This window comes from Streptomyces sp. NPDC047974 (genome assembly GCF_040653375.1).
Lineage (GTDB): Bacteria > Actinomycetota > Actinomycetes > Streptomycetales > Streptomycetaceae > Streptomyces.
The window spans coordinates 13,233-37,820 of record NZ_JBEZNU010000014.1; the positions used below are offsets into that span (position 1 = coordinate 13,233).

A 24,588-nucleotide genomic window follows, 5' to 3' on the forward strand; every position below is an offset into this window, starting at 1 on the left:
TGGGGTGTGGCGCTGGGGCGCCGCACCCGCTCATCCCTCGTACGAGGAGGCCCCGCCTTGTCCCGTGCCCACGTCCACGCCCACGCCCGCCGCATCCGTCCGTCCCGGCTCCGCCTGACCGCCGCCCTGGCCGTCACCCTCGCCGCGACGACCGCCGCCACCGTGGCGGGGCCGGGCGTCGCGGCGGCGGCGCCGGCCGCCCTGGCGCAGGAGGCCGGCGCGGAGGCGGCGGTCCCGGTGATCGAGTCGACGGCGCGCGTGAGCCGTGCCGGCGCCACCGGCTTCCTCACCGACGACTGGGTCGACCGCTGGGTACGGTACGACGGCACCTCCGTCGAGCTGCCGAGCATCAGCGGGAAGTACTGGGGCACGCCCGGGTCGGACCTCGTGGTGGGGGACCACGGCGGCCACTACACCGTGCACGACATGGCGAAGGGCGGCGACCCCCTTCGCATCGAGGGCGGTTACTGGGTGTGGGCGGTCAACGGCGCGACGCTCGTGACGGTCGACAGCTACACCAAGCAGCTCCGCCTGGTCAGCCGGGCGCCGGACGGGCGGACCGTCGCCCGCGAGGTGACCGGGCTCCCGCACGGAGAGCCCGAGGGCGTCAGCTCCACGATCCCCGGAACGATCGCGATCGACATGGGCAGCGGGCTCATGCTGGTCGACGTCGCCACGGCAGCCGTCGTCGAGTCGTACGGTGCCGACTCCTACGCCTACCCGATCCAGGTCACTCCCGGCCACGTGTCCTGGATCTCGGACGGCAGGACCAAGGTGATCGACCGCAAGACCGGGGAGACCGAAGTACTGCCCTACCCTGCCCGGTTCGTACTGGGTGACGGGTGGCTCGCGGTCAAGGAGGGCTCCAGGCTCACACTCCGGTCACGGACGGACGGCCGGACTGTCGAGCCGTTCCCGTACTCGGGCGATCCGGAGATCGGCGCCGACGGCACGCTCGTCGTGCGGGGCAGCACGACGACGGTGAACGACGCCCTGTTCCGCGTCACCCTGAACGCGGACGGCGCCCCGGCGGTGACCGTGGTGGCGGACTTCCCCGAACCCCCCGCCCTCGCCCTGCGGAGCGTGACGGTGCCGAGCCGGATCACCACGTCCTGGGCGCGGTTCAGCTGGGAGTTCAACCAGGAGGTGGACGCCGACTTCCGGGTGACGAACAAGGCCACCGGCCGGACGGCGCTGCTGCCCGACAACATGAACCCGTTCGTCGACTGGGACACCACCATGGGCAACCTCTTCGGCGCCTACAACGGCGAGTACACCTGGAAGCTGTCCGCCGGCACCATCGAGCGGACGGGCACCTTCACCCTGGCCCGCCCGACGCGGGCACGCGACTTCAACGACAACGGCGGCGCCGACGCGCTCGTCCGCGACGGCGCGGGCAACCTCTCCGCGTACGGGATGCGCCAGATCGTCGGCATGAAGGACCGGGAGTGCTACGAGGAGGGCTGCCCGCCCGTCGTCTACAAGCCGGACGCCGAGCGCCTCGGCACCGGGTGGAACACGTACACGCTGATGGCCTCCCCGGGGAACCTGGCCGGCGGCGCGGCGGACGACATCGTGGGCCGCGACCGCGACGGCGTGCTGTGGCTGCACCAGAGCGAGAAGCAGAAGCTGCTGCCCCGCACGAAGGTCGGCGGCGGCTGGCAGGTCTACAACAAGATCACCGGCGGCTCGGACCTGAACAACGACGGACGCGGCGACCTCCTCGCGACCGACACCGCCGGCGTCCTGTGGTTCTACGCCTCCACCGGCGACGCCAAGGCGCCCTTCAAGCCGCGCGTGAAGATCGGCGGCGGCTGGCAGATCTACAACCTCCTCACCGCGCCCGGGAACATCGCCGGAGCCACCGGCGGCGACCTCCTCGCCCGCGACAAGGACGGCGTCCTCTGGCTCTACCTCGGCAAGGGCGACGGCACCTTCACCGCCCGCCGCAAGGTCGGCGGCTGGCAGAAGTACACCCACATCATCCCGGCCGGTGTCGGCTACGAGGCCCACCTGTCCGACATCTACGCGATCGGCCCGTCCGGCTCGGCCCACTACTCCAGCCTCGACAGCACCACCCGCCCCTTCGAGGCCGCGGACGTCCTGCCCCTGCGCACCGACTCCACCACCTACAAGACCTTCTTCTGACGAACACCCGCCCGGCTAAGGGGAGTTGAGACTCGCGGGCTCCGGCCCCCACCCGCGGCGCGGTGGGGCGCCGCGCACGTGAACGCGAGGTGTCACCCCGTACAACCTTCCGGGCGGGCAGCGGGTCTGGTGGGTGTGGCGCCCTGCGCCGCACCCACTCTTCCCTCTCCCGAGGAGGCCCCGCCTTGTCCCGCTCCCGCGTCCGCCGCACCCGTCCGACCCGGCTCCGCCTGACCGCCGCCCTGGCCGTCACCCTCGCCGCGACGACCGCTGCCACCGTGGCGGGCCCGGGGACCGCGGCGGCCTCCCCCGCCACCACGCCGGCGGCGGCCTCGCTCCCGGTGCTCGGGACGCAGGACCGCGTCGTCTCCGTCGGGGCCACCGGTTTCCTCACCTCCAACCACCACCTCGGCGCCTCCTCCCGCTGGACCCCCTACGACGGCGGCACCCCCGTCGACCTCCCCACCGACGACGGGACCCGCTACTCGGGCGCCGACGAGGCCGACGTCGTGGTGGGGAAGAAGGGCACCAGCTACACCGTCCGGGACATGGCGAACGGCGGCGACCCCGTCGTCATCGACAGCCCGTACGCGCTGCACCGGGTCAACGGCTCGACGCTCGTGATGAAGGACGACGCCACCAGCAGCCTCCACCTGGTCAGCCGGGAGCCGGGCGGCCGGACCGTCGACCGCACGGTGACCGGGTTCCCGGCCGGGTACCGGTTCCTGTCCGCCACCACGACGGCCCCCGGCACGGTGGTGGCTCTGCTGAGGACCCCCGAGCCCGGCTCGTCCCTCCTCGCCCTGGTCGACGTCGCCACCGCGAAGGTCACCGAGACGTACGCCGCCCCCGGCATGGACTACCGCTACCCGGCACAGTTGACGCCGAAGCGGATCGCCTGGATCACGGACGACACCACCCATGTGGTCGACCGGGCCACCAAGACCTCACAGGTCCTGCCCCACCGCTCCCAGCTCGCGTTCGGCGGCGACTGGCTCGCGGTCGAGGACGCCACCCGGCTCACCTTCCGCTCGCTGAAGGACGGCCGGACCGCCGAGCCGCTCCGCTTCGCGAACCAGATGACGCCCGGCGCCGACGGGACGCTTCTCGTGCGCGGCGGGACGGCGGCGGACGGCTGGGGCGTGTTCCGGGTCGCCCTCGGCGCGGACGGCGCACCGACGGTGACCCTGGTCGCGGACATCCCCGACGGCGACGAACTCGCCCTGAAGAGCCTGTCGGTGCCGAGCCGCATCACCTCCTTCACCGGCGGCTCGGCAAGGTTCGGCTGGGAGTTCGACGAGGAGGGGCAGGCTGTCGTCTTCGAGCTGACCCACACCGCCACCGGCCGTACCGTGCGCCTCGACGGCGGGCCCTACGAGCCGTGGCTGAACTGGCGCGGCGAGCTGGCCAACCGGTTCGGCGCCTACAACGGCGCGTACACGTGGAAGATGACCGCCGCCCCGACAGGTTTCCCCTACTTCGGCCCGGGCGTCCATCGCACGGGCACCCTCACGGTGGCCGTGCCTCCGCAGCCGCGCGACTTCAACGACAACTCCGGTTCCGACGCGCTCGTGCGCGACAGCGCGGGCAACCTCTCCGCGTACGGAATCGGGCAGCTGGTGTCCATGAAGGGCGTCGAGTGCTCCGACAGCATCTGCACGCCCCGCGTCACCGAGCCCGACCCGGAGCGCCTCGGCACCGGGTGGAACACGTACACGCTGATGGCCTCCCCGGGGAACCTGGCCGGCGGCGCGGCGGACGACATCGTGGGCCGCGACCGCGACGGCGTGCTGTGGCTGCACCAGAGCGAGAAGCAGAAGCTGCTGCCCCGCACGAAGGTCGGCGGCGGCTGGCAGGTCTACAACAAGATCACCGGCGGCTCGGACCTGAACAACGACGGACGCGGCGACCTCCTCGCGACCGACACCGCCGGCGTCCTGTGGTTCTACGCCTCCACCGGCGACGCCAAGGCGCCCTTCAAGCCGCGCGTGAAGATCGGCGGCGGCTGGCAGATCTACAACCTCCTCACCGCGCCCGGGAACATCGCCGGAGCCACCGGCGGCGACCTCCTCGCCCGCGACAAGGACGGCGTCCTCTGGCTCTACCTCGGCAAGGGCGACGGCACCTTCACCGCCCGCCGCAAGGTCGGCGGCGGCTGGCAGAAGTACACCCACGTCATTCCCGCCGGCATCAACGGCAAGGGCGTGGCGGACCTGTACGCCGTCGGCGCCTCCGGCTCCGCGCACTACAGCGGCCGCGACAGCACCACCACGCCCTTCGAAGCCGCGACCGTCCTGCCCCTGCGCGCCGATTCCACCACCTACAAGACCTTCTTCTAGGCCCGCCCCTCCTTCCTCCCGCCCGTGTCCGGCGTCACGTCGCAGGTCACGGGCGGGGTCCGGGATGATGTGACCATGCGTTTTCTGTTCGTCGGCGACAGCATGACCATCGGACGCTCCGGCGACTGGACCTGGCGCTACCGCATGTGGGAGCACCTGGAGAGGGTCGTGCCCGGCGGGTACGAGATCGTCGGGCCCCGGGACGGGCTGTACGTGCCCGAGGGGGAGCCGGGCGATCCGGCGGGGTACGCCGATCCCGCGTTCCCGGCCGCCGCCCGCCGGCACCTCGCCGGGTGGGGCGAGGGGTGGCTGCACATGGCGCCGGTCGTCGGGGAGACCGTCGCCGCGACCCGCGCCGACGTGCTGCTCGTCTCGCTCGGCCTGATCGACCTCGGGTTCTACACGAACAGCGACCAGACCGAGGAGAACGTGCGGGCGTTCGTGGCGGCCGCGCGGGCCGCCTCCCCCGGCGTCCGGGCCGTCCTGCTGCCGGTGATCCCCAACATCCGCGCCACCTACGACGAGGCCTTCGCCGCCGAGTGCGACCGCTTCAACGAGCTGCTCGCCAAGGCGGTCGCCGATCTCGACACGGCCGCCTCGCCGCTGCTGCTCGCGTCGGTTCCGGACTCGTACGACCTGCGGACGGACACGTACGACGGAACGCACCCGGGTCCCAGCGGCGAGCACAAGCTGGCCGGCGCCTTCGCCGACGCGATGCACCAGGCGTGGGGGTACGGCGGGCCCTACCGCGCGCTCTGACCGCCACCGCCGGCGCCGTCCCGGTCGCCCCGCAGGCTCGCGCCCAGCCAGACGGCCGGGAAGACGAGCACCGGGCCGACGAGGATCCACTCGGGGCCGAGGAAGACATGGTCGGTGAGGAGCAGGACGACGAAGAGGACCGTGAAGCCGAGGACCGAGAACATCGACCAGCTCAGCGCCGTGAGCAGGGCGCTTTCGCGGGCGGAGCGGCGGTCGATGCGCCGGGCCGCCGCCGCGTCCTCGGTCCAGTCCTCGCCGCGCAGCCGCTGCCAGACGGCGCGCAGGGCCTCGATCTCCCGCTCGACGTGGACGTGGTGGTCGTCGAGGTAGTGGAGCTGGACGCGGCGGCCTCCGCGTCCGTAGGCGTACGAGATCACCCGCGGCTGGCCCTGGCCCATGGCGGCCGAGGGGTTGGGCACGGCGCGGATGTCCTGGACGTCCGCCCAGGCGATCCGCCGCCGCCGGAAGAAGCCGCGGACGTGGATGCCCTGACGGTCGGCGGTGGTCGAGAGGTTGCGGGCGGCGTAGGCGATCCAGCCGACGAAGCCGAGGACCGCCGAGGTGACGAGCCACTTCACCCAGCCGGGGACGAACTCCTCGGTGTGGAGCGGGATCAGCGCGGCGGGGAGGCCGAGCCCCGCCGCGACGTACAAGGCGGTCATCCTGCCCGGCTTGATCCGGTAGGTGCGGGGCAGGGAGGGACTCGCGCTCATGGCTTCCCCGTTCGATCGTTGAACGATCCGATGGGGGCAGGGTAGGGCTCAATCGCCGTCCGATGGAAGGGAGTTCGGCGATCAGGCCGCTCGGACGAGGCGGTTGGCGAAGGTGGACAGGGTGTAGGCGCCGACGCCGAGGACGACCTCCAGGGCGTTCCGGCGGGTGTAGCCGGCGGCCTGGAAGGCGGCCAGCTCGGCGTCCGGCACCGCACCGGAGGCGGCGAGCACCTGGAGGGTGAACGTCCGTACGGCGTCGAGCCGTTCGGCGGAGGGGGCGGGGCCGAGGGCCTCGTACTTCGCCTCGTGGATGTCGACGCAGAGGTGGCACTGGTTGCGGGCGGCGACGGTGAGGATCACCGTCTCGCGGGAGTGCGGGTCGAGCGTGGTGGACTCGAAGATCGCGGAGAGCGCGAAGAAGGCGTCGAGGACCTGCGGGGCCTGGGCCTTGAGGAGCGCGACGGCGCCGGCGGTGCGTTCGGGGAGGGTGGCGGTGGCGCGCGGGGTGTGCGAGGCGTGCGGGGTGTGCGAGGCGTGCGACAAGAGGGGCCTCCTTCTAGAATGGACAACATGGTTGACCATGTGTCGGAAGAAAACGTAAACCAGGTTGTCGATATGGGCAAGGAGATTCCCGCGCCGCCCGGCCCGCCCGGCCCGCCCGGCACGCCCGGCACGCCCGGCACGCCCGCCCTTCCCGACTCCCCCGGCTACGAGCTGCCCCTGCTGCTCCTCGGCGGCTTCCGCACCCTCATCGACCGGCTCCACGCCCGCCTCGCCGACGAGGGACACCCCGGCATGCGCCCCGCCCACGGCTTCGCCATGCAGGCCATCGGCGGCCGGGGCGCCACCGCCAGCGAGATCGGCCGCCGCCTCGGCGTCTCCAAGCAGGCGGCCGGCAAGACCGTCGACCGGCTCCTCGCCCTCGGATACGCGGAACGCGCCGACGATCCCGCCGACGCGCGCCGCAAACTCGTCCGCCTCACCCCGCGCGGCCGCGACGCCCTGGCCCGGTCCGCCGCCGTCTTCGACGAACTGCGGGCCGAGTGGAGCGCGGTCCTCGGGGCCGACCGCGTCCGCGCCCTGGAGGCGGACCTGCGGACCGTGGTCCCCGCGGAGACCGCGTTCCGCCTCGACGCCACCAGCTGGCTCGGCGGGAACTGACCGCCCCTACCAGGCGAAGGCCTCCGGGGACGGGCCCGGGCCCGGGAAGATCGCGTCCAGTTCGGCGAGGAGCTCCTCCGACAGGTCCAGCTCCAGGGCCCGCAGGGCGCCCGCCAGCTGCTCCGGGGTGCGGGGGCCGACGATCGGGCCGGTGACGCCGGGACGGGTGAGGAGCCAGGCCAGGCCGACCTCGCCGGGGGCGAGACCGTGCTTGTCGAGGAGGTCCTCGTACGCCTGGAACCGCGCCCGCTGCGCCGGGTCCGCGAGGGTCTCCGCCGCGCGGCCCTCGGTGCGGCGCCGGCCCTCGGTCTCCTTCTTCAGGACGCCGCCGAGCAGACCGCCGTGCAGCGGCGACCAGGGGATGACCCCGAGGCCGTACTCCTGCGCGGCCGGGATGACCTCCATCTCGGCGCGGCGCTCGAAGAGGTTGTAGAGGCACTGCTCGCTGACGAGGCCGACCATGCCGCGACGGGCGGCGGCCTCGTTGGCCTGGGCGATCTTGTAGCCGGGGAAGTTGGAGGAGCCGGCGTAGAGGATCTTGCCCTGCCGGATCAGGACGTCGATCGCCTGCCACACCTCGTCGAAGGGGGTGGCGCGGTCGACGTGGTGGAACTGGTAGACGTCGATGTAGTCGGTGCCGAGCCGCTTGAGGCTGGCGTCGACGGCGCGACGGATGTTGAGGGCGGAGATCTTGTCGTGGTTCGGCCAGGCCTCGCCGCCCGTGCCCATGTTGCCGTACACCTTGGTGGCGAGGACGGTGCGGTCGCGGCGGCCGTCGCCCTTCGCGAACCAGGAGCCGATGATCTCCTCGGTGCGGCCCTTGTTCTCGCCCCAGCCGTAGACGTTGGCCGTGTCGAAGAAGTTCAGGCCGGCGTCGAGCGCCGCGTCCATGATGGCGTGGCTGGTGGCCTCGTCGGTCTGCGGGCCGAAGTTCATCGTGCCGAGGACGAGGCGGCTGACCTTGAGTCCGGTGCGTCCGAGCTGCGTGTACTCCATGGGGCACAAGCCAACTCGTTGGAGCGCGCTCGAAGCAAGGGCCGGCCCCGGGGACGCTACTGCCCGACCACCGACGCCACCGCGATGATCGCGAACATCAGTACGAGCACGCCGGCCATGATCTGGTTACGAGTCTTCGGATCCACCCGTCGAGGTTAACCCGGGCCCTCCTCGCGGCCCGCCAGCGGCCAGGCCTCCACCGTCTCGTACCGGGGCTGCTCCCCCGCCACCCCGCTCACCGGCAGGTTCGAGCGGACCAGGGCCAGCTCGCCGACCTCCCAGCGGGTGCCCTCGAAGCCGTCGAGCGCGTCGAGGAAGGGGGCCAGCGGGGCGCCCTCGCCGCGGGCCCGGGCGATCGTCAGATGGGGCTGGTAGCGGCGGTGCTCCTCCATCGGGATCCCCGCCCTGCGGGCCGCCGCGTCGGCGCGCTCGGCGAGCCTCCTCAGGGCGTCCAGGTCGCCGGCGACGCCGGTCCACAGGGCGCGCGGGCCGAAGTGGCCGGCGCCGTGCAGCCGCAGCCCGAAGGGCGCGGTGCGCCCGGCGGCCCTGGCGAGCCGGGCCCGGAGGTCCGGGAGGAGCCCGTCGTCGACCTCCCCCATGAACGCGAGCGTGAAGTGCCAGCCGGGCCGGGAGGTCCAGCGCAGGGACCGCGCACCGGGCAGGGCGTGGAGCGCGTCGACGGCGGCACCGAGCTCGGCGAGCGCCTCCGCGGGCGGCAGGACGGCGGCGAAAAGCCTCATGCCCGCCAGTGTGGCAGCGGATAGCCTCGGCCGGATGGACAACGCGATCAAGATCAGGCGGGGCGGACCCGCGGACCTCCCGGCCGTGCTCGCCATCCTCGACAGCGCCGTGGTCTGGCTCAACGGCAGGGGGATCACCGCCCAGTGGGGCACCACCCCGTTCACCACGCGGCCGAAGACGGTCGAGCACGTCGGGCAGGTCATGGGCGAGGGCGACCCGTGGATCGCCGAGGTGGACGGCGTCCCGGCCGGCACCCTCACCCTGACCCCGCACCCCGGCGCGTACGTCCCGCCGGCCGGGGAGCCGGAGCGGTACGTCCGCTACCTCGCCACGGACGGCCGGTTCCACGGTCGGGGCGTCGGCGCCGCCCTGCTCGCCCACGCGGCGGACGAGACCCGCCGCCAGGGCGTCCCGCTGCTCCGCGTGGACTGCTTCGCGGGCAGCGAGGGACGCCTCGTCGCGTACTACGAACGCCAGGGCTTCACCCGCACCGACCCGTTCACCGTCGGCGACTGGCCGGGACAGGTCCTGGAGATGCGGGTGTGACAGCGGACGGGGGCGGGGGCCGCCGAAGCCCCGCCCCCGCCCCCTCCGCGCCGTCGGGCCCGCCGCGGGCGGGTCAGGCCGCCGTCGCCAGCCGCTGCGGGGTCGCGCGGGGGACGAAGCGGACGCTGGGGTGGCCGTGGCGCCAGCCCATGGCCACCCTCAGGTTGCCGATGCGGGCCAGGACCAGGCCGATGACCGCGGCGGCGGCGAGGGAGACCAGGCCGCCGGTGGCGAAGCCGACGCGGGCGCCGTACGTGTCGGTGACCCAGCCCAGGAGCGGCGCGCCGATCGGGGTGCCGCCCGCGAAGACCATCATGTAGAGGCTCATCACGCGCCCCCGCATGGCCGGGTCGGTCGCCATCTGGACGGCCGAGTTCGCGGTGATGTTCACCGTGAGGCCGACCATGCCGATGGGGACGAGCAGCAGCGCGAAGAGCCAGAAGGACGGCGAGAAGGCCGCCGCGATCTCCAGGACGCCGAAGACGCCCGCGGCGATCACCAGCATCCGCAGCCGGGTGGAGCCGCGCCGGGCCGCGAGCAGGGCGCCCGCGAGGGAGCCCGCAGCCATCAGGGTGTTGAGGAAGCCGTAGGTGCCGGCGCCGACGTGGAAGACCTCGCCGGAGAAGGCGGTCAGCCAGATCGGGAAGTTGAACCCGAAGGTGCCGATGAAGCCGACCAGGACGATCGGCCAGATCAGGTCCGGGCGGCCGGCGACGTACCGCAGGCCCTCGCGGAGCTGGCCCTTGCCGCGCGGGGCGCGCTCGACCTTGTGGAGCTCGGCGGGGCGCATCAGCCACAGGGCGGTCAGCGGCGCGAGGAAGGACAGGCCGTTGATGAGGAAGGCCCAGCCGCTGCCGACCCCGGCGATCAGGACGCCGGCGACGGCGGGGCCGACGAGCCGGGCGGACTGGAAGTTGGCCGAGTTCAGCGAGACCGCGTTGCGGAGCTGGTCGGGGCCGACCATCTCGGAGACGAAGGACTGCCGGGCCGGGTTGTCGACGACCGTCACCATGCCGAGGAGGAAGGCGATCAGGTAGACGTGCCAGACCTGGACGTGGCCGGAGAGCGTGAGGACGGCGAGCGCGAGGCCGCACAGGCCGAGGGCGGCCTGGCTGACGAGGAGCAGGCGCCGCTTCGGGTAGCGGTCGGCGATGACCCCGCCGTAGAGGCCGAAGAGGAGCATCGGCAGGAACTGCAGGGCGGTGGTGATGCCGACGGCGGCGGCCGAGCCGGTGAGGCTGAGGACGAGCCAGTCCTGGGTGATCCGGGCCATCCACGTACCGGTGTTGGAGACGATCGCTCCGGTGAAGAACAGCCGGTAGTTCCGGATCGAGAGGGAGGAGAAGGTCCCGCTGCGGGCCTTACCGCCTCCTCGGGTCGTGGTGGGTTGGTGGACGGGTGCGGAGTCTGCTCCGGGTCCCGTGCTCAAAGTGCGTCGCCTCCTTGGCGCTCGGTTCAGAGATGGGCGAGCTTCTCCAGGACCGGAGCGGCCGCGCGCAGTACGGCCCACTCGTCCTCGTCCAGGCCCTCGGCGAGGGAGGCCAGCCAGGCGTTCCGCCTGCGGCGGGCGTCCTCGAGCATGGCCTCGGCCTGCTCGGTCTGGCTGACCACCTTCTGCCGGCGGTCGTCGGGGTGCGGCTCCAGCCGGACCAGTCCCTTGGCTTCGAGCAGTGCGACGATGCGGGTCATCGACGGCGGCTGTACGTGCTCCTTGCGGGCCAGCTCACCGGGGGTGGCGGAGCCGCAGAGGGCCAGGGTGCCGAGCACCGACATCTCGGTCGGGCTCAGCGACTCGTCGACGCGCTGGCGCTTGAGGCGCCGGCTCAGCCGCATGACGGACGAGCGGATCGCGTTCACGGCCGCGGCGTCGTCGGCGGTGCCGTGGGACAGGTCGGGCATGTAGTTAGCCTAACTCATTACTCTGACTAAGGACCACTCGGGGGGCGTCCGCCGGCCCGTGTGTCGTGCGTGTCACACGGTCGCGTACCGCACGCCTCGCGCCGCCCCAGGTCACGGACCGATATCCATGCATCACCCAAATGAGTGAGTCGGATCCGGAAAGTGACGCACGGGGGCACCGGCAGCCCCGACCCTGAACGGCATGGGATCGACAGTGCTCAGCCTGCGCATCGACAGTGAGCTGCTCGACCGGCTCAAGGGTCACGCCGCGAAAAGGGGAATGAGCGTCCAGGACTATGTCGTCCGGACGCTCATTCGAGAGGACTTCGACGAGCGGTTCAAGACCGCCGTCGAGGAGACGGAGAAGTTCTACGGGGAGGGGGCGGAGCCGGAGCCTCCCGGCGCCGCCCCCTCCCCGCTCGATCAGGTCAGGCCCAGCGCCGGCATCGCGTAGTAGAAGACGAAGATCGCCGACACGACGTACATGGCCGCCGGGACCTCACGGCCCCGTCCGGCCGCGAGACGCAGCACGCTGAAGCTGATGAAGCCGATGCCGATGCCGTTCGTGATCGAGTACGTGAACGGCATCATCGTCATGGCCAGGAAGGCCGGCACCGCGATGGTGTAGTCGGCCCAGTCGATGTCCTTGACCGACCCGGCCAGGATCAGGAAGCCCACCGCGAGCAGCGCGGGGGTCGCCGCCTGCGACGGCACCATGGTCGCGAGCGGCGTGAGGAACAGCGCCACCGAGAACAGACCGCCCGTGACGACCGAGGCGAGGCCGGTACGGGCGCCCTCGCCGACGCCCGCCGTGGACTCCACGAAGCAGGTGGTGGCCGACGAGGAGGTCGCGCCGCCGGAGGCCACGGCGAGGCCGTCCACGAGCAGGACCTTGTTGATGCCCGGGAAGTTGCCGTCCTTGTCGATCAGCTTGGCCTCGTCGCCGACGCCGAGGATCGTGCCCATGGCGTCGAAGAAGCAGGACAGCAGGACGGTGAAGACGAAGAGGGCGCCGGTGAGGTAGCCGACCTTCGCGAAGCCGCCGAAGAGGCTGACCTCGCCGACCAGGCCGAAGTCCGGGGAGGCGACCGGGTTGCCGGGCCACTCCGGGGTGGTCAGGCCCCAGGACGGGATGTCCGCGACCGCGTTGATCACCATCGCCACGATCGTCATGACGACGATCGAGATGAGGATCGCGCCCGGCACCTTGCGGATGATCAGGGCGAGGGTCAGCAGGGTGCCCAGGGCGAAGACCAGGACCGGCCAGCCGAGCAGGTGCCCGCCGGTGCCGAGCTGGAGCGGCACGGTGGTGTGCGCGGCGTCGGGGATGCGGGAGACGAAGCCGGAGTCGACGAGGCCGATCAGCATGATGAAGAGGCCGATGCCGATCGCGATGCCCTTGCGCAGGCCGACCGGGACGGCGTTCATGACGCGCTCGCGCAGACCGGTCGCGACGAGCAGCATCACGACGATGCCGGCGAGGACGACCATGCCCATGGCGTCCGGCCAGGACATCCGGGGCGCCAGCTGGAGGGCGACGACCGTGTTGACGCCGAGGCCGGCGGCGAGCGCGATCGGGACGTTGCCGATGACACCCATGAGGAGCGTCGAGAACGCCGCGGTCAGGACGGTGGCGGTGACGAGCTGGCCGCTGTCGAGCTGGTGCCCGTACATGTCCTTGGCGCTGCCGAGGATGATCGGGTTCAGCACGATGATGTAGGCCATCGCGAAGAAGGTGGCGAAACCGCCGCGGACCTCGCGGGCGACGGTGGAACCGCGCTCGGAGATCCGGAAGAAGCGGTCGAGACCGGACGTGGGTTCCTGCGGAACCTGCGGTTCGGGGGCAGGGGCCTTGGCGGCGGCCGTGGTGCTCATGGGGGTGGGTTCCTCTTCGGGAAAGAAGTCCAGAAGTCCTTTTTTGGCGGTTCATACGAGGGAAACCCGCCTCAGGCAAACCGTTTCAGTATGAACACATGAACGAGCGGGAGTCCATCTCCGCGCGTAGACCCGATTTCGGCCCACCTAGACTGGCGGCATGGCGAAGTGGACACCGAAGCACGAGGCACCCGCACCCCTGGAGGGGCCGGTCGTCGCGACGATCACCGGCGGGACGATCATCTGGTTCGTCCTCTTCCTCGTGCAGCTCCCCTTCTACGGCTGGTTCGCCGACCGCGACATCACCTCCTGGGTGTGGACCTGCCTGGCCGGCGGCGCGCTCGGTCTGCTCGGCATCTGGTACGTGCGCAGGCGCGACGCGGCCATCAAGCGGCACGAGGCGGCACGCGAGGCCGAGGAGGCGGGCGGGGCGTCCCCCGCGTAGCACCGCGCAGCACCGCGTCCCCGTGTAGCACCACGGGACGATTCCGGTCCTCCCACGGTCGGATCCTGCCGCTTCCCAGCAGGTGAACGGTCGATTCCGGTCGTACCGTCGGAACCATGACGCAGCGGGCGAAGATCGACACGGACAGCGGCGACACCCCGGGCACCCCCGTCGAGACCGAACCTCCCGTCGTCCACCGCCCCGCCGGACTGACCTCCGCCGAGGTCGCCGAACGCGTCGCGCGCGGCGAGGTCAACGACGTACCCGTGCGCAGCTCGCGCTCCACCGCCGACATCGTCCGGGCCAACGTCTTCACCCGCTTCAACGCGATCATCGGCGTCCTCTGGGTGATCATGCTGATCGTCGCCCCGATCCAGGACAGCCTCTTCGGCTTCGTGATCGTCGCCAACACCGGCATCGGCATCATCCAGGAGCTGCGCGCCAAGAAGACCCTCGACGGGCTCGCCGTCATCGGCGAGGCGAAACCCACCGTCCGCCGCGACGGCCGCGCCGCCGGGATCTCCACCTCCGAGATCGTCCTCGGCGACCTCATCGAGCTCGGCCCCGGCGACAAGGTCGTCGTCGACGGCGTCGTCGCCGAGGCCGACAGCATGGAGATCGACGAGTCCCTCCTCACCGGCGAGGCCGACCCCGTCGTCAAACGCCCCGGCGACCCCGTCATGTCCGGCTCCTTCGTCGTCGCCGGCGGCGGCGCCTTCACCGCCACCAAGGTCGGCCGGGAGGCGTACGCGGCGCAGCTCGCCGAGGAGGCGTCCCGCTTCACGCTCGTCCACTCCGAGCTGCGCTCGGGCATCTCCACGATCCTCAAGTACGTGACGTGGATGATGGTGCCGACCGCGATCGGCCTGATCATCAGCCAGCTGGTCGTCAAGGACAACGACCTCAAGAACTCCATCGCCCGGACCGTCGGCGGCATCGTCCCGATGATCCCCGAGGGGCTCGTCCTGCTCACCTCCGTCGCCTTCGCCATCGGCGTCATCCGGCTCGGCCGCAAGCAGTGCCTGGTGCAGGAGCTGCCGGCCATCGAGGGCCTGGCCCGGGTCGACGTCGTCTGCCTGGACAAGACGGGCACGCTCACCGAGGGCGGCATGGACGTCACCGAGGTCCGCGTCCTGAACGGCTCCGACGAGGCGTACGTGCGCAAGGTCCTCGGCGCCCTCGGCGAGTCCGACCCGCGGCCCAACGCCTCCCTCCAGGCCATCATCGACGCCTACCCGGACGCCGAGGAGTGGCGGTGCACCGAGTCGCTGCCCTTCTCCTCGGCCCGCAAGTACAGCGGCGCCGCGTTCAGCGAGGGCGACGGCGAGGAGTCCACCTGGCTGCTCGGCGCCCCCGACGTCCTCCTCCCCCACGGCGACCCGAACCTGGCGGAGATGGACCACCTCAACGAGGAGGGCCTGCGGGTCCTCCTCCTCGCCCGTACGGTCCACGAGCTCGACTCCCCGGACGTCGCGAAGGACGCGCGCCCCACCGCCCTCGTCGTCCTCGAACAGCGGCTGCGGCCCGACGCCGCCGACACCCTCGCCTACTTCGCCGACCAGAACGTCGCCGCCAAGGTCATCTCCGGCGACAACGCGGTCTCCGTCGGCGCGGTCGCCGGCAAGCTGGGGCTGCCCGGCGCCGACCACACCGTCGACGCCCGCACGCTGCCCTCCGGCCGGGAGGAGATGGCGACGGTCCTCGACGAGAACGCGGTCTTCGGCCGGGTCACCCCGCAGCAGAAGCGGGACATGGTCGCCGCGCTCCAGTCCCACGGGCACACGGTCGCCATGACCGGCGACGGCGTCAACGACGTCCTCGCCCTGAAGGACGCCGACATCGGCGTCTCCATGGGCTCGGGCTCGGAGGCGACCCGGGCCGTCGCCCAGATCGTCCTCCTGAACAACTCCTTCGCGACGCTGCCGTCGGTGGTGGCCGAGGGCCGCCGGGTCATCGGCAACATCACCCGGGTGGCGACGCTCTTCCTCACGAAGACCGTCTACTCGGTCCTCCTGGCGATCCTGGTGGTGGTCAGCCAGATCGAGTACCCCTTCCTCCCCCGGCACCTCACCCTGCTCTCCACGCTGACGATCGGCGTCCCGGCCTTCTTCCTCGCCCTCGCGCCCAACAAGGAACGCGCCAAGCCGCACTTCGTCCGCCGGGTCATGCGGTACGCGATCCCCGGCGGCGTCGTCGCGGCGGCCGCCACCTTCACCACCTACCTGCTGGCCCGCCACCACTACACGGGCGCGGACGCGCTGGGCGCCGAGACCAGCGCCGCCACCCTCACCCTCTTCCTCGTCTCGATGTGGGTCCTCGCGATCATCGCCCGCCCCTACACCTGGTGGCGGATCGCCCTGGTGGCCACCATGGGCGGCGCCTTCCTCCTCGTCCTCGCCGTCCCCTGGCTCCAGGACTTCTTCGCCCTCAAGCTCGTCGGCACGACCATGCCCTGGGCGGCCGTGGCCGTCGCGGCGGCGGGCGCGGCGGTCCTGGAACTCGCCTGGCGCTGGGTGGACCGCAGGTTCCCCGCCTGACCCCGCGGCCCGGGCCGACGCGGAACCGGCGCCCCGGGCCGGGCCGGCCTAGTCGAACCAGCGGTCGCGGGCCAGTTCCTCCGTGCGGGTGGGGTCCTCCAGGAGGGCGGCCACCTCGAAGCGGCGGGGCCACTGGCGGGTGGCCCAGGCGAGGGCGGCCGCCACGCCCTCCAGGGTGGCGGCGTGCAGGGTGCCGTCGGAGGTGAGGCGCCAGTCCAGTTCGGTGCCGCCCGCGCGGAGCTCCTCGTGCTCCACGTAGGTCGCGGGCGTCGACGGGCCGAGGAGGGCGTGGACCGAGGCCGGGACCTCGTGCACCTCGCCCTCCGTGGTGACCTTCGCCGGGACGGTCCCGCTCAGCCTGCGGACCTGGAAGAGGTCCGCGAGGTCGGCCGCCCGGGACGGGGAGACCGGGAGGAGCGGCAGGCCGGCGGCGAGCGGGAGGAGGTCGGGGGCGTCCGCGACCAGCGCCTCGGAGGCGTCCACGACGACCAGCTCGCCGTCCACGACCGCCCGGAGCTCGTCCGGGAGGGTGACCTGGTCGGGATCCAGGTCCGCGAGCGCCGTGTAGAGGGCGTGCAGCTGGGCGGAGGTGACCTCGCGGGACGGGTCGGCGAGGCGGGCGAGGAGCTCCGCCGCGCCGCCCGGCTCGTCGAGGAGGGCCGCCACCGAGGTGCGGACGCCGAGGGCGCGCAGCACCTGCTCGTCCTCGAAGCCGGTCGCGTCGGCGGAGTCGTACAGGCCGGCGAGGAGCGGGTCCGAGCCCTCCGCCCGCAGGCCCGCCGGGCGGCGCCCGTCGAGGACCGGGTGGTCGCGCAGCCACCAGGCCGTGTACGGGCGGACCGTCTGCGTCGTGCCGTCCGGGAGGAGGACCCGCACGGGCTGGATCAGGGCGTCCCGGAACGGCGGCCGCGCGAGAAGCGCCAGCGCCTGCGGCCAGGCGTCGTCGTCGATCAGGTCCAGGTCCCGCACCGCCACGATCTCCGTCGCCACCGGCGGCACCGGGGTCGGCGGCAGCTGGTCGAGGACGTCCTCGCACCACACGTCGACCGCTTCGAGCAGGCCCGCGTCGTCCGGCTCCGGGAAGTCGCCCACCCGGGGCTCCAGGTCGTCCGGGTCGAGGACGAGGTCGGTGGCCCGGACCAGCGCGAAGTGCGCGAGGACACCGCAGGCGGCGAGCGGGCGGGTGCCCCAGCGGTCGGCCAGCTCGGCGTCGACGAAGGCGAGTTCGCCCTCCCGCATCACGGCGGCGAACGGCGAGTCCGGCATGACGAGTTCACCCGCCGGGGCGAGCTCGCCCTCGTCGTCGGGGAGGGCCAGCGCGCCGAGCCACGGCTCGTCGCCGGGCTCCAGGTCCGCGTCGCGTACGAGACCGAGGACGATCTCCACCAGTTCGTCCGCGTCCAGCTCCGGCGCGTCCAGGTCCCACATGTCGGCCGATTCGAGGGAGTGCGCGACCGCCCCCCGCACCTGCGGCGTCGTCAGGACGGCGTGGGGCGTGGCCGGGAGCGCCCCCAGCTTCTCCAGGAGCGGGTGGACGGCCTCCGGGTGCGCCACCTTCAGGCCGAGCTTCGACAGCTGCGCCGGAGTGCCCTCCTGCGGCAGCAGGACCTGGCGCGGCCCGATGACCGTCCGGCCCGAGTCCAGCGGCACCGGAAGGCCCGTCAGCCGGTCCGGGTCCACCCCGGCGAGCGAGTCGTACAGCCGCCGCCACCACTCCGGCGCCCGCTCCACGCCCGCCAGCCGGTCCACCGCCTCCGTCAGCGGCACCCGGCCCACGCCGAGCGTCCGCAGCTCGGGGCGGCGCTCCAGGCCCGCCGGAAGCAGCCCGGGGAACACCTCGGCGAGCACTCCGACCGTCTCCGCGCCCGCGCCCTCGACGGCCTCCGCCTCGATCGGGCGCAGCGCCGGGAGGTCCTCCGTCGGCGCGGCCGGCGCGAGGAACGCGACCCGCGGCAGCCGGTCCAGGATCGCCTCGCGCAGCGCCCCGTCGAGCGGCCCCTTGCCGAGCGGGCCCGGCACGAGGTCGAGCGCGCCGCTCGTCACCGGCCGCCAGTCGGCGAGGAGTTCGGCGTACGCGTCGGCCGCCCGCTGCACCAGGAAGTCCGTCAGCGGTCCCGGCGCCGGGTGGCGGCGGGCCGTGTCCAGCGGCAGCGAGGCGATCAGCAGGGCGGGGATGCCGAGCGGCTCGTCGGTCGGCGTCGGCGCGTGCACGACGGGCGCGGTGCGGGGGTAGCGGGGGGCGCCGGCGCCGTCCACGGGGACGGCCCAGGTGACCGACCAGTGCGGGCGGAGCCGCTCCTCGACCGGGCGGTCGGCGAGCAGGCCGGGGTCGAGCGGGCCGGCGTGGCTGACGGTCCGCCAGCGGTTCGGGCCCTCGGCGGCCGAGTCCTCGATCCGGACGTACCCGTCCTCCTCGGAACGGGTCAGCGTGCGTACTCCTTCCGGGGTCTCCACGACGATCTCGGAGAGACCCGGAAGAGTGAGCAGCAGCGCGTCGTCGACGGACGCGAGGAGCCGCTCGGTGAGGCCGTGCGCGGCGGCGTCGCGGAGCGGGAGGACGACGACGGTGTCGTAGCCGTCGGGCGCGGTGCCCTCGGCGGGCAGCGGCAGCCGGAGCAGCGGTACATGGCCGTCCCTGCGGCGCAGTTCGTCGCCGAGGCCCGGGACGTGGCGGGCCACGTCGGCGGTCATCTCGCGGGCCTCCGCGAGGGACCAGCGGACGCCGCCGTGCCGCCCCAGGACGGCGGGCTCGTCGGAGACGGCGAGGACGGCGGCGAAACCGACGCCGAAGCGGCCGACGGCCGTCGCCGTGTCCCGCTCGGTGCGCTTGGCGGAGGCGCGGAGCGTGGAGAGCGACTCGACGCCGGTCGCGTCGAGCGGGGCGCCGGTGTTGGCGGCGGCCAGCACGGCGGGGCTGTCGGCGTCCGCCGGGTGCAGCGTCAGCCGAAGCCGTCCGGTGCGGCCGCTCCGGGCGGCGGCGTCGGCGGCGTTCTGCGCCAGTTCCACGACGAGGCGGTCGCGGTAGCCCCCCAGGGCGAGGTCCTCCTCGGCGTTCGCGTCCTCGCGGAAGCGGGCCGGGGAGGCGGTCCAGGCGTCCAGCACCCCTCTGCGGAGCCGCGCGGTGCCGAAGGGGTCGCTGCCGTCGGTCGTCGTCCGGACGGTGACGCTCACGTGTGACTCCACTCTGCTGTTTCCGGCCTTCGGTCCCGCGCCGAAGTTACCGCGCCCCGCGCACGTCGCCGACGACCCCTCCGAGAACCCCCGCTTACCCCGCCGAACGGCCCCCGAAAACCCCCGTGACGGCCCTCCCGAGCCCTGCCGGACCAGGCTTCCGACCAGCGCGGGGCAGGCCTCGGCGACCCCGGGGCGGGGCCTGGGCGGCTCCCGGGCCGGGGTGCGGAACAGGTGGGTGGGGGTGCCCCCGGCGCGGCCGCACGGGTGCCGAGCCGTTCAGGCGCGGGGAGCCCGGGCAGGGACGGGCCGGGCGGCGCCCCGGCGGAACCGGGGGCGCGGCCGGGCGGGGCGGGGCGCCGGCCCTGGAGTCAGGAGTGGCCCAGGTCCGACGTGGTGGTGTCCTCGGGGACGGTGCTGCCGGAGTCCGTGGGGGGACGGAGGGGGAAGGGGTCCACGGCCGTGGAGTCCAGGACCGGCTCGGCCGGACGCGGCGGGGTCGGCATGACGGCCGCCTCGGAGTGCCCGCCGCAGCCGTACGCGAGGGAGACCACCCGGCCGTCCGCCGGCGACAGCTCGTTGGCGCAGAGGCCGAAGGACTGGCTGAGCGAGCCGGACAGGGGGATCAGGAAGGCGCAGGACTGGCAGGTCGCCGGCGCGGCCTGGGCCATCGGCGTGCGGGGGCCGAAGGAGTCGTCCCAGCGGTCCGCCGCGAGGCGGAGGCCGTGGCGGGAGAGGACACGGGCCCGGCCCATGCCGAGCTCGTCGGCGACGGCCGCGATCGCACCGCGCGCCGACGCCCGCCCCGTGATCTCGGCGTCCTCCGCGTCGAGGTGCTCCGCGAGCTCCGAGGAGACCGCGGAGTTCGGCGGCGGGACGTCCTCGCCGGTGTAGCCGGGCTCCAGGCGCGGGTCGTCCTGCTCGGTGGGCAGGAGGTCGCCGGGCCCGAGGTCGCCGGGGCGCAGCCGCTCGCTCCACGGCACCCACTCGGGCGCGAGGAGGGCGTCGGAGCCGGGCAGCAGGACGGTTTCGTCAAGCGTGACGTTCTTGGCGCGGGAGGCGCGGGTGACGGTGACGGCCCAGCGCCAGCCGCGGTATCCGGGCTCCTTGCACTCGAAGTAGTGCGTGACGACCCGGTCGCCCTCCGCGACGACACCGGCGTGCTCGCCGACGACGCCGGGTGCGGCAGCCTCCTCGGCCGCCTCCCGCGCGAGGTCTACGGCCTCGGCGCAGAGGCGGTCGGGGGCCGGGGTACGCGTGGCTCGCGGGGTACGCGGGGTACGGTCTCGCGTCGTCGCAGCACTCACAGGTCTCGCTTCTCTCCTACGCCGTCTCACGGGTGCGCCGGCCGAGGTCCGGGAGCGAGGCTCCGGGAGCGGGGCGGGCGGAGCGGACCTGAGGGCCGCATCGACGTCCGCACCCGACCGGTCTCACACGTCTCGGGCGCACCTATCGTCATCCATTCTGCGGGATGCCGAAGGGGCGCGCGGCCGAGAGGAACCGCCGGTGGCGCGCTACGCACGCTACCCCGTTCGCGGGCCTGGGCCCACCTGCGCGCCCCAAGTGACCCGGATCGAGCCCGCGGGAGCCCGGCCCGGGACGGCGCCCGCGCCCGTGCCGGGGCCCGTCCCGCACCGGCGTGTCCCCGACACCCCGGGGCGTCCGCTCGGTTCGGGCGGGCCCGGGTTGGGGCACTATGAGGTGGTGGCAGCCGCACGGTCCTCCGGCCGATCCCACGATCGTCCCGGGCCGCTCCGCCGAGCGGGCCGGGCGGTGGGGCGCGCGCTGCACCTGCCGTTCACGGGGACCGCGAAGGGGATCCGGCGGGCCACGCACGCGCACGGCGCGGGCGAGTCGGGGCTCGGGAAGCTGATCGAGCTGCACGCGGTCAACGGCGCCGGGGACGTGATGATCACCGTGGCGCTCGCGTCGACGGTGTTCTTCTCGGTGCCGACCGACGAGGCCCGCGGGCGCGTCGCGCTCTACCTCGCCATCACCATGCTGCCGTTCACGCTCCTCGCGCCCGTCATCGGCCCGCTCCTCGACCGGCTGCCGCACGGGCGGCGGGCGGCGATGGCCGCGGCGATGCTCACCCGGGCGGTGCTCGCCGTGCTGATGTCGGGCGCGGTGGCGACGGGCGGGATCGAGCTGTATCCGGCGGCGCTCGGCGTGCTCGTGGCGTCGAAGGCGTACGGGGTGGTGCGCAGCGCCGTGGTGCCCCGGCTGCTGCCGACGGGCTTCTCGCTGGTGAAGGCGAACTCCCGGGTGACGCTCGCCGGTCTGCTGGCGACGGGCATCGCCGCGCCGATCGGGGCGGGACTCCAGCTGGTCGGTCCGCGCTGGCCGCTGTTCGGGGCGTGCGCGCTGTTCCTGCTGGGGACGTACTGGGCGGTGCGGATGCCGCACAAGGTGGACTCGGCGAAGGGCGAGCGGCGGGCACACCTGCTGACGCACGGCGAGACGAAGCCGAGTCTGCGGACCGTGGGTCCGGCGGTGCTGCACGGGCTCCAGGCGAACGCGGCGCAGCGGATGCTCTCCGGCTTCCTGATCTTCTTCCTGGCCTTCCTGCTGCGCGAGCATCCGCTGTCGGGGCAGTCGGCGGCCGTGTCGCTCGGCATCGTGGGCGTGGCGGCGGGGGTGGGGAACGCCTGCGGGACGGCGGCCGCGGGGCTGCTGCGGGACCGGGGGCGCCGGCCCGAGGTGATCATCGCCACGATGATCACGACCGTGCTCGCCGCGGCGATCTGCGCCGCCGTCTTCTTCGGCGGGGTGATGGTCGCCGTGCTGGGCGCGGTCGCGGGGCTGACGCAGGCCCTGTCGAAGCTGTCGCTGGACGCCCTGATCCAGCGGGACGTGCCGGAGCTCGTGCGGACCTCGGCGTTCGCCCGCTCCGAGACGGCGCTGCAGATGGCGTGGGTGGTGGGCGGCGGGCTCGGGATCGTGACGCCGCTGAACGGGACGGTGGGGATGGCGGTGGCGGCCGGCTTCCTGGCGATCGGCGCGCTCCTCGCCGTACGGGGCCTGCTGTCGTCGCGCGGGCCGGGCACCTCGGACCGCCCGCAGCGCGCGAAGGTGGCCTGAGACGCCCCGGACGGAGCCGTATCGGCCCCGGGTGCGCGGCGCGCCGTACCCCCGCGTGTCGGTGGCGCGGCGGCCCGATAGCCTTCGGCTCATGACCGTTGCGTTCTTCTCCGGCTCGCGCCGCCGGGCCGCTGCCGCCCTCGGGGCCGTCTCCGCCGGGCTCCTCGTCCTCACCGCCTGCGAAAAGCCGACTCCGATCGCGACCGTCACGGTCGGGTCCGAATCGATCAACTCCGAGGCGGCCTGCTACAACGACGGCGACCCCATCAAGGAGTCCGACGTCCAGAAGTGCCTCAACAAGAAGGCCGAGAAGTCGATCACCGTCGCCATGGACGACAAGATCCGCTTCGGTGTGGACCCGTCGATCGCCGACAACGGCTGGACCATCTTCCTGGGCGGCCAGCAGGCCGAGCCGGAGCCGTACAAGAAGACGTACCGGACCATCCCGGCCAGCGCCTTCTTCTCCAGTCAGGGCCCGACCGGCGAGGCGCCCGACGAGACCCAGGTGACGATCGTCGAGAACACCGGCAAGACGCTCACCGGCATCTGGCACTTCAAGCTGAAGAAGGAATCCTGATCCTCCGGTGCGCCGCCGGATCCTGATCGTGACGGCCGTGGCGGCGGAGGCGGACTCCGTCGCCGGCGGCCTCGCGAGCGGCCCCGCCCGCCCGGCCGTGGAGCTTCCCGTGCCGGGCGGCCTCGTGCTGCGCCGGTACGAGGACGGTGACGGCCCGACGGCCGTGGACGTCCTCGTCGGCGGGGTCGGGCCCGCCGCCGTCGCCGCCGCGACGGGCGCCGCGCTGACCCGGGCCGCGCTCGCCCGGGAGCCCTACCGGCTCGTCGTCTCCGCCGGGATCGCCGGCGGTTTCCCCGGCCGCGCCCCGCTCGGCTCGCTCGTCGTCGCGGACGCGATCGTCGCCGCCGACCTCGGCGCCGACACGCCCGACGGGTACCTGACCGTGGACGAGCTCGGCTTCGGCCGCTCCGTCCACCGCGTCCCGGACGCCCTCACCGGGCCCGTCGCCACCGCCCTCGCGGCCGCCGGGCTCCCGCACACCACCGGCGCCGTCCTCACGGTCTCCACCGTCACCGGCACCGCCGCCCGCGCCGACGAGCTCGCCGCCCGGCATCCGGCGGCCGCCGCCGAGGCCATGGAGGGCTTCGGGGTCGCCGAGGCCGCCGCCGCCCACGGCACCGCCGTCCTCGAACTGCGGGCCGTGTCGAACGCCGTGGGGCCCCGCGACCGCGCCGCCTGGCGCATCGGCGACGCCCTGGCCGCGCTGCGCCGCGCCGTGGCCGTACTCGAACCCACCCTGTCGGAGGCCCGGCCGTGCAGCTGAAGATCGCCTACTCGCCCTGCCCGAACGACACCTTCGTCTTCGACGCCTGGGCCCACGGCCGCGTCCCCGGCGCCCCGCGCCTCGACGTCACCTTCGCCGACATCGACGTCACCAACGGCTGGGCGGAGAGCGGCACCGACGGCCACGACGTCCTGAAGGTCTCGTACGCCGTCCTGCCGTGGATCCTCGACGAGTACGCGCTGCTGCCCTGCGGCGGGGCCCTCGGCCGCGGCTGCGGCCCGCTCGTCCTGACCCGCGAGCCCGGCCTCGACCTGCGGGGGAAGACGGTCGCGGTGCCCAGCGAGCGCTCGACCGCCTACCTGCTCTTCCGGCTGTGGGCGGCCGAGACCGTCCCGGGAGGCGTCGGCGAGGTCGTCGTGCTGCCGTTCCACGAGATCATGCCCGCCGTCCGGGACGGGAAGGTCGACGCGGGGCTCGTCATCCACGAGGCCCGCTTCACCTACGGGTCGTACGGACTCCACTGCCTCGCCGACATGGGCGAGCACTGGGAGTCCACCACCGGCCTGCCGATCCCGCTCGGCGCGATCGTCGCCCGCCGCTCGCTCGGCGCGGACACCCTGCGGCTGCTCGCCGACTCCGCCCGGCGCTCGGTGCGGATGGCCTGGGACGACCCGACCGCCTCCCGGCCGTACGTCATGGAGCACGCGCAGGAGATGGACCCGAAGGTCGCCGACCAGCACATCGGCCTGTACGTGAACGAGTTCACCGCCGACCTCGGCGAGGACGGCTACGCGGCGGTCCGGGGCCTGCTCACCCGCGCCGCGGCCGAGGGGCTCGTACCGCCCCTCGGCCCGGACGCGCTGTCGTTCCCGTAGG

Annotated in this window: 21 protein-coding genes; 12 read left to right on the forward strand and 9 right to left on the reverse strand. The window is 73.4% G+C overall.

Features of this window, described 5'->3' with window-relative positions; all coding sequences use genetic code 11:
* Nucleotides 1-57: 57 nt before the first annotated feature.
* From AB0E19_RS20585 to AB0E19_RS20595, 3 genes are all read left to right on the forward strand, one after another.
* Nucleotides 58-2,148: a hypothetical protein gene (locus tag AB0E19_RS20585; RefSeq protein ID WP_362181923.1), complete on the forward strand. Its 2,091-nt coding sequence runs from the start codon at nt 58-60 to the stop codon at nt 2,146-2,148.
* Between the two features lie 185 nt (nt 2,149-2,333).
* Nucleotides 2,334-4,487 (forward strand): hypothetical protein, encoded by a 2,154-nt coding sequence (locus AB0E19_RS20590; RefSeq protein WP_362181926.1) that lies wholly within the window; start codon nt 2,334-2,336, stop codon nt 4,485-4,487.
* 75 nt (nt 4,488-4,562) lie between these two features.
* Nucleotides 4,563-5,246 (forward strand): GDSL-type esterase/lipase family protein, encoded by a 684-nt coding sequence (locus tag AB0E19_RS20595; RefSeq protein ID WP_362181929.1) that lies wholly within the window; start codon nt 4,563-4,565, stop codon nt 5,244-5,246.
* On the opposite strand, the gene AB0E19_RS20600 is transcribed toward AB0E19_RS20595, so the two are convergent.
* Complete coding sequence (locus AB0E19_RS20600; RefSeq protein WP_362181932.1) at nt 5,231-5,959, reverse strand: PH domain-containing protein; 729 nt, start codon at nt 5,957-5,959, stop codon at nt 5,231-5,233. The two genes, AB0E19_RS20595 and AB0E19_RS20600, sit on opposite strands and share 16 nt — an antisense overlap.
* A gap of 81 nt (nt 5,960-6,040) precedes the next feature.
* Nucleotides 6,041-6,502 carry a carboxymuconolactone decarboxylase gene (locus AB0E19_RS20605; protein ID WP_362181935.1) on the reverse strand — a complete coding sequence of 154 codons (462 nt, stop codon included), beginning with the start codon at nt 6,500-6,502 and terminating at the stop codon, nt 6,041-6,043.
* 72 nt (nt 6,503-6,574) lie between these two features.
* Between AB0E19_RS20605 and AB0E19_RS20610 the strand changes: the two genes are divergently transcribed.
* A complete protein-coding gene (locus AB0E19_RS20610; protein WP_362181938.1) occupies nt 6,575-7,120 on the forward strand; it encodes a MarR family winged helix-turn-helix transcriptional regulator in 546 nt (181 codons plus the stop codon).
* Nucleotides 7,121-7,126: 6 nt separating this feature from the next.
* On the opposite strand, the gene AB0E19_RS20615 is transcribed toward AB0E19_RS20610, so the two are convergent.
* Nucleotides 7,127-8,116 carry an aldo/keto reductase gene (locus tag AB0E19_RS20615; protein ID WP_362181942.1) on the reverse strand — a complete coding sequence of 330 codons (990 nt, stop codon included), beginning with the start codon at nt 8,114-8,116 and terminating at the stop codon, nt 7,127-7,129.
* A 155-nt stretch (nt 8,117-8,271) separates the two neighbouring features.
* On the reverse strand, nt 8,272-8,856 hold the full coding sequence (thpR, locus tag AB0E19_RS20620; protein WP_362181945.1) for an RNA 2',3'-cyclic phosphodiesterase: 585 nt from the start codon (nt 8,854-8,856) through the stop codon (nt 8,272-8,274).
* Between the two features lie 34 nt (nt 8,857-8,890).
* Between thpR and AB0E19_RS20625 the strand changes: the two genes are divergently transcribed.
* Nucleotides 8,891-9,403, forward strand: coding sequence for a GNAT family N-acetyltransferase (locus tag AB0E19_RS20625; protein ID WP_362181948.1), 513 nt, complete (start codon nt 8,891-8,893; stop codon nt 9,401-9,403).
* A gap of 73 nt (nt 9,404-9,476) precedes the next feature.
* Here AB0E19_RS20625 and AB0E19_RS20630 read toward each other — a convergent pair whose 3' ends face one another.
* Nucleotides 9,477-10,832 carry an MFS transporter gene (locus AB0E19_RS20630; RefSeq protein WP_362181951.1) on the reverse strand — a complete coding sequence of 452 codons (1,356 nt, stop codon included), beginning with the start codon at nt 10,830-10,832 and terminating at the stop codon, nt 9,477-9,479.
* 26 nt (nt 10,833-10,858) lie between these two features.
* Nucleotides 10,859-11,302, reverse strand: coding sequence for a MarR family transcriptional regulator (locus AB0E19_RS20635; RefSeq protein ID WP_169088004.1), 444 nt, complete (start codon nt 11,300-11,302; stop codon nt 10,859-10,861).
* 202 nt (nt 11,303-11,504) lie between these two features.
* On the opposite strand from AB0E19_RS20635, the gene AB0E19_RS20640 reads away from it, so the two are divergent.
* The gene (locus AB0E19_RS20640; protein ID WP_360608214.1) at nt 11,505-11,756 is read left to right on the forward strand and encodes a hypothetical protein; all 252 of its coding nucleotides are present in this window, start codon (nt 11,505-11,507) and stop codon (nt 11,754-11,756) included.
* Here AB0E19_RS20640 and AB0E19_RS20645 read toward each other — a convergent pair.
* On the reverse strand, nt 11,726-13,177 hold the full coding sequence (locus tag AB0E19_RS20645; protein ID WP_362181956.1) for an NCS2 family permease: 1,452 nt from the start codon (nt 13,175-13,177) through the stop codon (nt 11,726-11,728). The two genes, AB0E19_RS20640 and AB0E19_RS20645, sit on opposite strands and share 31 nt — an antisense overlap.
* Nucleotides 13,178-13,337: 160 nt before the next feature.
* Here AB0E19_RS20645 and AB0E19_RS20650 point away from each other — a divergent pair, with 160 nt between their 5' ends.
* Together AB0E19_RS20650 and AB0E19_RS20655 are read left to right on the forward strand one after the other, a co-directional pair.
* Nucleotides 13,338-13,622, forward strand: a complete 285-nt coding sequence (locus AB0E19_RS20650; RefSeq protein WP_362181959.1) for a DUF2530 domain-containing protein — start codon at nt 13,338-13,340, stop codon at nt 13,620-13,622.
* A 116-nt stretch (nt 13,623-13,738) separates the two neighbouring features.
* A complete protein-coding gene (locus tag AB0E19_RS20655) occupies nt 13,739-16,159 on the forward strand; it encodes an HAD-IC family P-type ATPase (protein ID WP_362181962.1) in 2,421 nt (806 codons plus the stop codon).
* Between the two features lie 48 nt (nt 16,160-16,207).
* On the opposite strand, the gene AB0E19_RS20660 is transcribed toward AB0E19_RS20655, so the two are convergent.
* Both AB0E19_RS20660 and AB0E19_RS20665 read right to left on the reverse strand, forming a co-directional pair.
* Entirely contained in the window at nt 16,208-19,342 is a 3,135-nt protein-coding gene (locus tag AB0E19_RS20660) for a molecular chaperone Hsp90 (RefSeq protein WP_362181965.1), read from the reverse strand.
* A 359-nt stretch (nt 19,343-19,701) separates the two neighbouring features.
* Nucleotides 19,702-20,637 (reverse strand): DUF3027 domain-containing protein, encoded by a 936-nt coding sequence (locus AB0E19_RS20665; protein WP_362181968.1) that lies wholly within the window; start codon nt 20,635-20,637, stop codon nt 19,702-19,704.
* A gap of 397 nt (nt 20,638-21,034) precedes the next feature.
* Between AB0E19_RS20665 and AB0E19_RS20670 the strand changes: the two genes are divergently transcribed.
* From AB0E19_RS20670 to AB0E19_RS20685, 4 genes are all read left to right on the forward strand, one after another.
* Nucleotides 21,035-22,411, forward strand: a complete 1,377-nt coding sequence (locus AB0E19_RS20670) for an MFS transporter (RefSeq protein ID WP_362181971.1) — start codon at nt 21,035-21,037, stop codon at nt 22,409-22,411.
* 91 nt (nt 22,412-22,502) lie between these two features.
* On the forward strand, nt 22,503-22,988 hold the full coding sequence (locus tag AB0E19_RS20675; RefSeq protein ID WP_362181974.1) for a DUF2771 domain-containing protein: 486 nt from the start codon (nt 22,503-22,505) through the stop codon (nt 22,986-22,988).
* A 7-nt stretch (nt 22,989-22,995) separates the two neighbouring features.
* A complete protein-coding gene (locus AB0E19_RS20680) occupies nt 22,996-23,751 on the forward strand; it encodes a futalosine hydrolase (RefSeq protein ID WP_362181977.1) in 756 nt (251 codons plus the stop codon).
* Entirely contained in the window at nt 23,742-24,587 is an 846-nt protein-coding gene (locus AB0E19_RS20685) for a 1,4-dihydroxy-6-naphthoate synthase (protein ID WP_362181980.1), read from the forward strand. The genes AB0E19_RS20680 and AB0E19_RS20685 overlap by 10 nt, the downstream gene beginning before the upstream one ends.
* The last annotated feature ends 1 nt before the right edge of the window (nt 24,588 follow it).